Here is an 8,715-nt window from a genome sequence, read left to right as displayed (position 1 = left end):
CGTAGCTATGGTTTCTTTTTATAATGAAACAGAAAGGGAAAAAGGGCGTTTTATTGCGGTAATTTCAATTGATAAATGGTATAACCAAAGACATGATCAGAATTCCAATCCATAAGATTCCGCATCTCGTTATCGCTCGTGCGGAATGACAAAAGGAAGGGGAAGTGCGGTATCTCCCTGTAACGAAGACTAAATCTACCTCATCATTTCTTGTGAAAATCTTAAAATAATTGCTTTTTTAAGTCGATTTAAAAAAGCTATCTTTGAAGCGAATTTAAAATAATTATAATTATGGGAAAAGGATTTTTTCACGTGCCACCGGCAGTTAATGAACCAATAAAGTCATACGCACCAGGAACTCCAGAAAGAGAGGAAGTGCTTAATACATATAAAGAAATGTGGAATTCAAAAGTAGAAGTTCCACTATTTATTAATGGTAAAGAAGTTAAATCTGGAAATATTAAAAGTATTCGTCCACCTCATGACCATCAACATGAAGTAGGTACGTATCACACCGCAGAAAAAAAACATGTTGATGAAGCCATTCAAACGGCTTTAGAAGCAAGACAAGCTTGGGCAGATTTACCATGGGAGCAACGTGCTGCAGTATTTTTAAAGGCAGCTGATTTAGTTGCTGGCCCATATCGCCAAAAGTTAAATGCGGCCACCATGATAGGTCAGTCTAAAAATATCTTTCAAGCAGAAATTGATTCGGCTTGTGAACTTGCAGATTTTTTACGTTTTAACGTAGAATACATGAGTCAGATTTTTGACGAACAACCCGAATCTGATGCGCAAGCTTGGAACCGCGTTGAACACCGACCATTAGAAGGATTTGTTTATGCAATAACGCCTTTCAATTTTACCGCTATTGCAGGTAATTTACCTTCAAGTGCAGCTTTAATGGGGAATGTTTGTGTTTGGAAACCAAGTGACCACCAAATGTATTCAGCAAAAGTTGTCATGGACGTTTTTAGAGAAGCAGGAGTCCCAGCAGGAGTAATCAACATGATTGTTGGAGATCCTGTTATGATAACCGATACCATTTTAGCACATCCTGATTTTGCAGGTGTACACTACACTGGAAGTACGGATGTCTTTAAAGGACTTTGGGCTAAAATTGGACAAAATATTAATACCTATAAATCTTATCCTAGAATTGTAGGAGAAACAGGAGGTAAAGACTTCATTGTTGCTCATCCTTCAGCAGATGCAAAAGTAGTTTCAACAGCTTTAGTTAGAGGTGCTTTTGAATTTCAAGGACAAAAATGTTCGGCCGCTTCAAGAGCTTACGTTCCAAAAAGTCTTTGGAATCAAGTAAAAGATTTTATGGTAAAAGACATTGAATCCTTCAAAATGGGTTCTCCAGAAGATATGCGTAATTTTATTACAGCAGTAATTCATGAAAATTCTTTTAATAAATTAGCTAAATATATTGACCAAGCAAAAGCCGCTTCTGATGCAGAAATTATTGCCGGTGGAAATTATGATAAATCAAAAGGTTGGTTTGTTGAGCCTACGGTAATAGTTACTACTAATCCAAAGTACGAAACAATGGAAACCGAACTTTTTGGCCCTGTTTTAACCATTTATGTATATGAAGATGAAAAGTATGAAGAGACGCTTCATTTAGTAAATGAAACTAGTATCTATGCGCTTACAGGTTCAATTATTTCGACCGATAGATACGCGGCTACTTTAGCGACTAAAATTCTAGAAAACGCAGCAGGAAACTTTTACATTAATGACAAATGTACTGGAGCTGTTGTTGGAAGACAACCATTTGGAGGAGCAAGAGCTAGTGGAACCAACGATAAAGCAGGTTCTAAATTAAACTTACTTAGATGGGTTTCCCCTCGATTAATCAAAGAAACCTTTGTTCCTGCAAAAGATTACAGATATCCATTTATGGGAGAGTAATTCATTATATCTTTTTAAATGATCTAAAAACCCTGAATTTATTCAGGGTTTTTTGTTTGTGCTATTGATAATTAAAAAGTTTGGCTAAAGCCTACATCCCCCCATATTTTGCAAACGGTATAAATTCTGTTTCTATTGAATGATTTTAATTTTCTGAATCATTTCCAGTACTTAGTGGAGGAATCCAAAAATGCTTTTCAAAATTAATAATTTGGTCATTTTCAACTTTAATTCCTTCATCTTCAAGTAATCTTTGCATAGCGTCTGAGGCAGAAAAATGATGTTTTCCAGTGAGTACACCATTTCTATTTACTACTCGGTGCGCGGGAACATCATCGTAGGTGTGTGAATGATTCATAGCATAGCCAACTACGCGACTGCTTTTGGGAGCGCCTAATGCCTTGGCAATTGCACCGTAGCTAGTTGCTTTTCCCTTAGGTATTTGTCTTACCAAATCATACACTTTTTCAAAAAAATCTTGCTTGTCCTTACCCATAGTAAATTCTTACACTTGTAACTAGAATTAAAATCAGCATCAAAATTGCCATCACAAAATTAGAATACTTTTTAAGCTTTGGAAGTTTTTCGTCTAACTTAGCAAAGGAAACAATGTATAAATAAAGCATGAGTAATGTTCCTAAGCAAGCTGCAAAACTAAACACAAAAATAGCGATTGGAGTGTATGAGGTTCCCGGTAATTTTTTCTGAAGTGTACTCAATACCATAAAAAATGGAATTGGGAAAAGGTTGATAGCTGAAACGCCCAACCCCTTAAAAAAACTCCATCCCGAGACGCTTTTAATTTGTTTTACATTTTTGTTCTTGTTTCCTTGAAATAAAAAAAAGACGAATAAAATGGCTAAAATAACCAATCCTGTTCGTAGAAGCATTCCTTCTGCATCAGGGTGTTTAAAAATATACCTAGCTAAGACAACTCCAAGTAAAGCTTGAAAAAAGACGGTTACTGAAGCACCAACCGCCATAAGTAACCCATCTTTTTGTGTACGTTCCAAACTCATTTTTACCACACTCATATTGACTAAGCCCGGCGGAAAAACCCCCGCAAAAGCGGCTGCAAAAGTGGTGATAAAAAGGAGCAGTGTTTCCAACGCTTAATAATTTAGCCTAAATTTAGTATAAGTAATGGGTTTTCCTTGTTCAAGGTATTGGGCTTCGTAGAAAGTTTGAATACTTACAATTTCTTCAGGAGCTTCAGTATTTTTATAAATGTCATGATGAGCGTATAGAATTTCATGTCCGCTGCCTTGAAGTAAACCTAAAGTATAACCATGCATGTATTCGCTATCTGTTTTTAGGTGAACAACACCTTCAGGTTTTAGAATTTGATGGTATTTTTTTAAAAAATCTGGATTTGTCATTCGGTGTTTGGAGCGTTGGTATTTAATCTGTGGGTCTGGAAATGTAATCCAAATTTCATGAACTTCACCAGGGGCAAAGATTTGATCAACCAATTCAATTTGCGTACGTAAAAACTTAGCGTTATTAATTCCTTCTTCAAGTGCTGTTTTTGCACCGCGCCAAAATCTTGCTCCTTTAATGTCTATCCCTAAAAAATTATACTCAGGATAACGTTTAGCTAGACCAACAGTATATTCGCCTTTGCCACAACCTAGTTCTAGGATTAAAGGTTTTCCATTTTTAAAAAACTCACTTGTCCATTTTCCTTTTAATGGATAAGTTTGATTGACAATCTCCTCTCTACTAGGTTGAACTACGTTTTCAAAAGTTTCGTTTTCCTTAAAACGTTTCAGTTTATTTTTGCTACCCACTTGAATGTATTTATATCTTTTGGCAAAATTACATATTTCAAATTAGATAAAGCAGCTTTGAAAAAACCTATTTTTGTGTAGATTGATGTTTAATTAATTAATGTAAATTTTCAATAAAGACTTATTTTGAATTAGGGTGTATTAGACATAAACATTGTTTGTAAATGAAGTTTTTATTGTTTTTTATGGTGAAGTTAACTTTAAAAGAATAGGCCTAATTTACTTGTTGTTTCTTTAGTTGTTGTTGGTTTTGTTTTTTGTAAAGTAAAGATAAACGTACTGCCTTCCCCAAAGCTTGAAGTTGCAGTAATTTGTTCTTCATGGGCTTCCAAAATGTGTTTTACAATGGCCAATCCAAGACCTGATCCTCCTTCTTTTCTTGAGCCTGACTTGTCAACTCTAAAAAATCGTTCAAAAAGTCGAGGTAAATTTTCTTCTTCAATGCCAATACCATTGTCTTGTACTTTGATCGAATACTTATCTTCATTAAATTCTTCAACAGAAACTTTAATATATCCATCTCTGTTTCCGTACTTAATAGAGTTAACAATTAAATTGGTTAAGACTTGTTGGATTCTTTCTTGGTCTGCCGAAACCATTACGGCGTCTTCTGGAGAGATTACTTCTACCTCTATATTTTTTTTAGTTGCCTTCATTTCAATAAGTTCAACTACATTTTCAATTACTTCATTAAGGTTAAAATCCTCTCTAAATAAAGTCATATCTCCCGTTTCCAACTTGGTAATCATATCCAAGTCTTTTACAATATAAAGTAATCGATCTACGCCTTTACTTGCCCGTTTAAGGTATTTTTTTCTTACTTTTTTGTCTTTAATGGCTCCGTCTAGGAGCGTCATAATGTAGCCTTGAACGGTAAATAGTGGGGTTTTTAATTCATGCGAAATATTTCCCATAAATTCTTTTCTAAAGTTTTCTCTAACTTTAAGGCTTTCAATTTCTAGTTTTTTGTCTTGAGCAAACTTTTCAACTTCAGCTTTTAGCGACGCCATATCTGTAGTAATACTATCTTTCCTTAAAGAAGCTGCATCAAGAAGGGAGACACTATTGTAAATAGATTTCACTCTTCGGTAGATAAAATGTTCAACCCTATATTGAATGATAAAGAAAGATGCTATAAAACAAACAAGTGCATAAATTAAAACTGAACTCCATATAACAGTGTGAAAAACCAGTTCATAAATTACGATTAACCCGCTTAACACTAAGGTAAGAAGCGATGATGTATAAAAAGCAAATTTGTAGGTTTTTTTTAGTTTAGTACCCATTAGTTTTTAAACTTATAGCCAACCCCTTTAACGGTTTGTACTTTTTCTGGTCCTATTTTTTCTCTTAATTTTCTAATGTGAACATCTATTGTTCTTCCTCCAACTACTACATCATTTCCCCAAACGGTATCTAAAATTTCATCGCGTTTAAAGACTTTATTTGGAGCTGAAGTTAAAAGTGCTAAAAGTTCAAATTCTTTTCTTGGAAGTGTCATTTCTTCACCTGATAAAACTACTTTGTACTCTAACCTGTTTATAGTTATGTTGCCTACCGAATAAATTTCACTTTTAGTTTGTTCTTCTTTAAATCTTCTAAGCAGTGATTTTACCTTACTTATAAGTAGCTTTGGTTTAATGGGTTTGTTGATGTAGTCGTCTGCTCCAGCTTCAAAACCAGCAATTTGAGAATAATCTTCGCTTCTTGCTGTCAAGAAAGTGATGATGGTATTTTTTAAGCTATCTATTTCTCTAATTTTACTACATGCTTCAATGCCATCCATTTCGGGCATCATAACATCTAAAATAATGAGATTAGGTTTTAATTCTTTTGCTTTTTCAATAGCTTCAAGGCCATCTTCGGCCAAAGCTACTTGGTAGCCTTCATTTTTCAGGTTATAACTTAAAATTTCTAAGATATCTGGTTCGTCGTCAACCACTAATATAAGCGTGTTTTTTTTCTTCATTAGTCTATTATTATTCACTGCAAATGTACAAGCTAATTTAAAGCTTAAAGTTAAGAAATAATTACTAAAACCAGCATGACATGTAAATTTAATGTAAACTTTAAAAAATAGGGCGATGGGTTATTAAATCGTTAATTCAAATTCAGTTCGAATACGTTCCTTTTTATTTTTGTATTTTTGTTCAAAATTATAAATAACAAATACAATGAAAAAAATTACTTTATTGCTAACTTTACTTATTAGTGCATTTGCATTAGGCCAAACTCCTGTTTTAACGATGATTTCTGATGGAGATTGTTCAGGAGGAAACCCTAAAGTGGTTGAGATTTATGCTCAGGGAACTGTTGATTTTGCTGATTATTCGTTAGAGATACAAACCAATGCTAATGATACTTGGGGAAACGCTTTAAATTTAGCTGATTTAGGTGTAATTACAGATGATTTTGTTTATATTCATAAAGAAGATGATTCTTTTGCTACAGAATATCCATCGGCTTCCAATGTGCTTTCAACAACTTCAAGTGCTGTAAATTTTAATGGAGACGATCGTATTCGTATTATTGAGGATGCTTCAACTACAGTAATTGATCAATATGGTGAAGAAGCTACTGATGGAACAGGTGAAGTTTGGGAATATAAAGACGGTTATGCAAAGCGTAACAATAGCACAGGTCCAGATGCAGGTTTTTTTGCGGGCAATTGGTCTTTTTCTAATGGTGCTTTGGATGGTGAAGGAACTTGTCAAGGTGGTTCAACTTTTGAATCTATTATAGGTATAGGAACTTATACTCCAGGTAGCGGAAATAACGACCCTAGTGTGTTTATTGATTCACCTGCTAACAATGCAGTTTTAAATCCAGGAACCACGAGTGTAGATATTTCTTTTAGTACTCAAAACGAACCTGATGGAGCTCAATTTGATATTACTGTAAATGGTTCAACTACTACAGGAGTAACTTCTCCTTTTAATTTAACTACTCAAAACGGAGAAACTTATGCTGTTGAAGTTGAATTACTAGAAGGACAAAGTGTAGTTGCTTCTGCAACTATCGAATTTAGTGTAGCTGACATTATTCAAGTTCAAAACATTACTGAATTAAGAGCTGATTTTGAAGCCAATGGTGAAGGAAGATTTTACGAAATTACTGGGGTTTCTACAATGTCTCACGCAGATGGTTTCAATAATAGAAAATGGTTTCAAGACGATAGTTTTTCTGGAATTATGATTTATGACCAATCTGAAGTAATTGCTGAGGATGCTTATGAAGCGGGTGACCAAGTTACTAACTTAGTAGGCGAAACTGCTGTTTTTAATGGAGTTTTACAGTTAGTGCCTTCATCAGATAATGGAGTAGTAGTTGGTAATCAAATGCCAGCCACTCAAATTATCACTTTGTCTCAATATCTTGCTGATTTTGAAACTTACGAATCTACTTTAGTAGGTTTTGAAAATGTTTCCTTTGTTGATGCCGATGGAACTATAGAATTTGGAACAGGTCAAAATTATGATTTTACCGATGGTCAAGATACTTCTGTAATTAGAACTGAATTCTTTTCTGCAGACTACATAGGCACAATTATTCCAACAGGAACATTAGACGGATTAAGAGGTGTTGGTTCTCAGTTTAATGGAACAGCACAGATTTTTCCTAGAGATTCTGAAGACATCAACGTTGTTTTAAGCATCAATGGATTTGAGAAAACACAATTTAGTTTGTATCCTAATCCAGCTTCAAACTTTGTTCATCTTGAAGTACCCTCAGGAGAATCTTTTGAAGTGAGTATTTACAATGTTACTGGTAAAAAGGTCTTTGCTACAAAAATTAACCGCACAACAAAACTTGATGTGAACTCTTTAAACGCGGGAGTTTATATGGTAAACTTTAAACAAGGAAATCAAAATACAACTAGAAAATTGATTATTAAATAATCATATTCTTTTTATAATTAATCTAACAACCGCTTCAACTTAGAGGCGGTTGTTTATTTTTGTATTTCATTTAAACATTCCAAGACTTTGGATTATTTTACTTGTATTGATTCAATTCATAAAAAAGGATTTGAGCTTACTGCACTCGAAGTGTTTAAGTTTCAATATAATCAGGTGCCTGTATATCAAGAGTTTTGTAACTTATTGAATAAGTCTCCTGAAAATGTAAGTCAATTAACCGAACTCCCTTTTTTGCCAATTTCTCTTTTTAAGCAATACGAAATTAAAAACACTAAATTTTCAAGCTTTTCTAAAGTTTTTACAAGTAGTGGTACCACAAGCTCAAGACCAAGTCAGCATTTTATTCCTAAAATTGAAGAATACGAGGCCAATTTTAAAATGAATTTTGAACACTTTTATGGACCAATGCAAGATTATGTTATTTTGGGTTTATTGCCTTCTTACTTAGAGCGCTCTGGGTCGTCTTTGATCTATATGGTCAATCATATGATTAATCAAAGTCAGTTTAATGAGAGTGGTTTTTTTCTAAATAATTACGATGAACTTTTAGCCACATTAATGGCTGTTTCAAAGCAAGGAAAAAAATGCCTACTAATTGGAGTTTCGTTTGCTCTTTTAGAATTTGCTGAAAATTATAGTCAAGAATTACATCAACTAGACTTGTCTAATCTTATACTTATGGAAACAGGAGGCATGAAAGGTAAACGAAAAGAAATTATACGAGAAGAACTTCACCAACAATTAAAGTTTGGTTTTGGGAAATCAGGCATAGCAAGTGAATATGGAATGACTGAAATGCTTTCTCAATCTTACGCAATAAAGAATGGCGTTTTTGAATGCCCACCTAGCTTACAGTTTATGTTAAGAGATACAGAAGATCCTTTGAGTTATGTAAAAGAAACTAAAGTAGGAGGGATTAATTTTATTGATTTAGCCAACGTAAGTAGCTTATCTTTTGTAGCTACCCAAGATTTAGGTAAACAAATTTCATCTAACACTTATGAAGTCCTAGGTAGGTTTGATCATAGTGATATTAGAGGTTGTAATTTGATGATGATGTAGTTTAAATTAATGTTTAAAAAAAG

Annotated in this window: 8 protein-coding genes; 3 read left to right on the top strand and 5 right to left on the bottom strand. The window is 33.8% G+C overall.

Going from position 1 to position 8,715, the window contains the following annotated elements:
* Positions 1–291: 291 nt before the first annotated feature.
* Positions 292–1,920 carry an L-glutamate gamma-semialdehyde dehydrogenase gene (gene pruA / locus G7034_RS05815; RefSeq protein ID WP_166400028.1) on the top strand — a complete coding sequence of 543 codons (1,629 nt, stop codon included), beginning with the start codon at positions 292–294 and terminating at the stop codon, positions 1,918–1,920.
* A 145-nt stretch (positions 1,921–2,065) separates the two neighbouring features.
* Here pruA and G7034_RS05810 read toward each other — a convergent pair whose 3' ends face one another.
* From G7034_RS05810 to G7034_RS05790, 5 genes are all read right to left on the bottom strand, one after another.
* Positions 2,066–2,416, bottom strand: coding sequence for an MGMT family protein (locus tag G7034_RS05810; RefSeq protein WP_166400027.1), 351 nt, complete (start codon positions 2,414–2,416; stop codon positions 2,066–2,068).
* Positions 2,409–3,029, bottom strand: coding sequence for a LysE family transporter (locus G7034_RS05805; protein ID WP_166400026.1), 621 nt, complete (start codon positions 3,027–3,029; stop codon positions 2,409–2,411). Before G7034_RS05805 ends, G7034_RS05810 begins: the two co-directional genes overlap by 8 nt.
* A gap of 3 nt (positions 3,030–3,032) precedes the next feature.
* Complete coding sequence (trmB, locus tag G7034_RS05800; RefSeq protein WP_166400025.1) at positions 3,033–3,710, bottom strand: tRNA (guanosine(46)-N7)-methyltransferase TrmB; 678 nt, start codon at positions 3,708–3,710, stop codon at positions 3,033–3,035.
* Positions 3,711–3,910: 200 nt separating this feature from the next.
* On the bottom strand, positions 3,911–4,996 hold the full coding sequence (locus tag G7034_RS05795) for a sensor histidine kinase (protein ID WP_166400024.1): 1,086 nt from the start codon (positions 4,994–4,996) through the stop codon (positions 3,911–3,913).
* Positions 4,996–5,679, bottom strand: coding sequence for a response regulator transcription factor (locus tag G7034_RS05790; RefSeq protein ID WP_166400023.1), 684 nt, complete (start codon positions 5,677–5,679; stop codon positions 4,996–4,998). Before G7034_RS05790 ends, G7034_RS05795 begins: the two co-directional genes overlap by 1 nt.
* A 205-nt stretch (positions 5,680–5,884) precedes the next feature.
* Here G7034_RS05790 and G7034_RS05785 point away from each other — a divergent pair, with 205 nt between their 5' ends.
* Both G7034_RS05785 and G7034_RS05780 read left to right on the top strand, forming a co-directional pair.
* On the top strand, positions 5,885–7,609 hold the full coding sequence (locus tag G7034_RS05785) for a T9SS type A sorting domain-containing protein (RefSeq protein WP_166400022.1): 1,725 nt from the start codon (positions 5,885–5,887) through the stop codon (positions 7,607–7,609).
* An 87-nt stretch (positions 7,610–7,696) separates the two neighbouring features.
* Complete coding sequence (locus tag G7034_RS05780) at positions 7,697–8,692, top strand: acyl transferase (protein ID WP_166400021.1); 996 nt, start codon at positions 7,697–7,699, stop codon at positions 8,690–8,692.
* Positions 8,693–8,715 lie beyond the last annotated feature (23 nt).

This window comes from Psychroflexus maritimus (assembly GCF_011089875.1).
Classification (GTDB): domain Bacteria; phylum Bacteroidota; class Bacteroidia; order Flavobacteriales; family Flavobacteriaceae; genus Psychroflexus; species Psychroflexus maritimus.
The sequence above is the reverse complement of the archived record's forward strand: the minus strand, read 5'-3'. Positions and strand labels throughout refer to the sequence as shown.

What these genes read in the sequence shown, in the direction of transcription:
- pruA (WP_166400028.1), top strand. Translation starts at nt 292, where the DNA reads ATGGGAAAAGGATTTTTTCACGTGCCACCGGCAGTTAATGAACCAATA.
- G7034_RS05810 (WP_166400027.1), bottom strand. Translation starts at nt 2,416, where the DNA reads ATGGGTAAGGACAAGCAAGATTTTTTTGAAAAAGTGTATGATTTGGTA.
- G7034_RS05795 (WP_166400024.1), bottom strand. Translation starts at nt 4,996, where the DNA reads ATGGGTACTAAACTAAAAAAAACCTACAAATTTGCTTTTTATACATCA.
- G7034_RS05790 (WP_166400023.1), bottom strand. Translation starts at nt 5,679, where the DNA reads ATGAAGAAAAAAAACACGCTTATATTAGTGGTTGACGACGAACCAGAT.
- G7034_RS05785 (WP_166400022.1), top strand. Translation starts at nt 5,885, where the DNA reads ATGAAAAAAATTACTTTATTGCTAACTTTACTTATTAGTGCATTTGCA.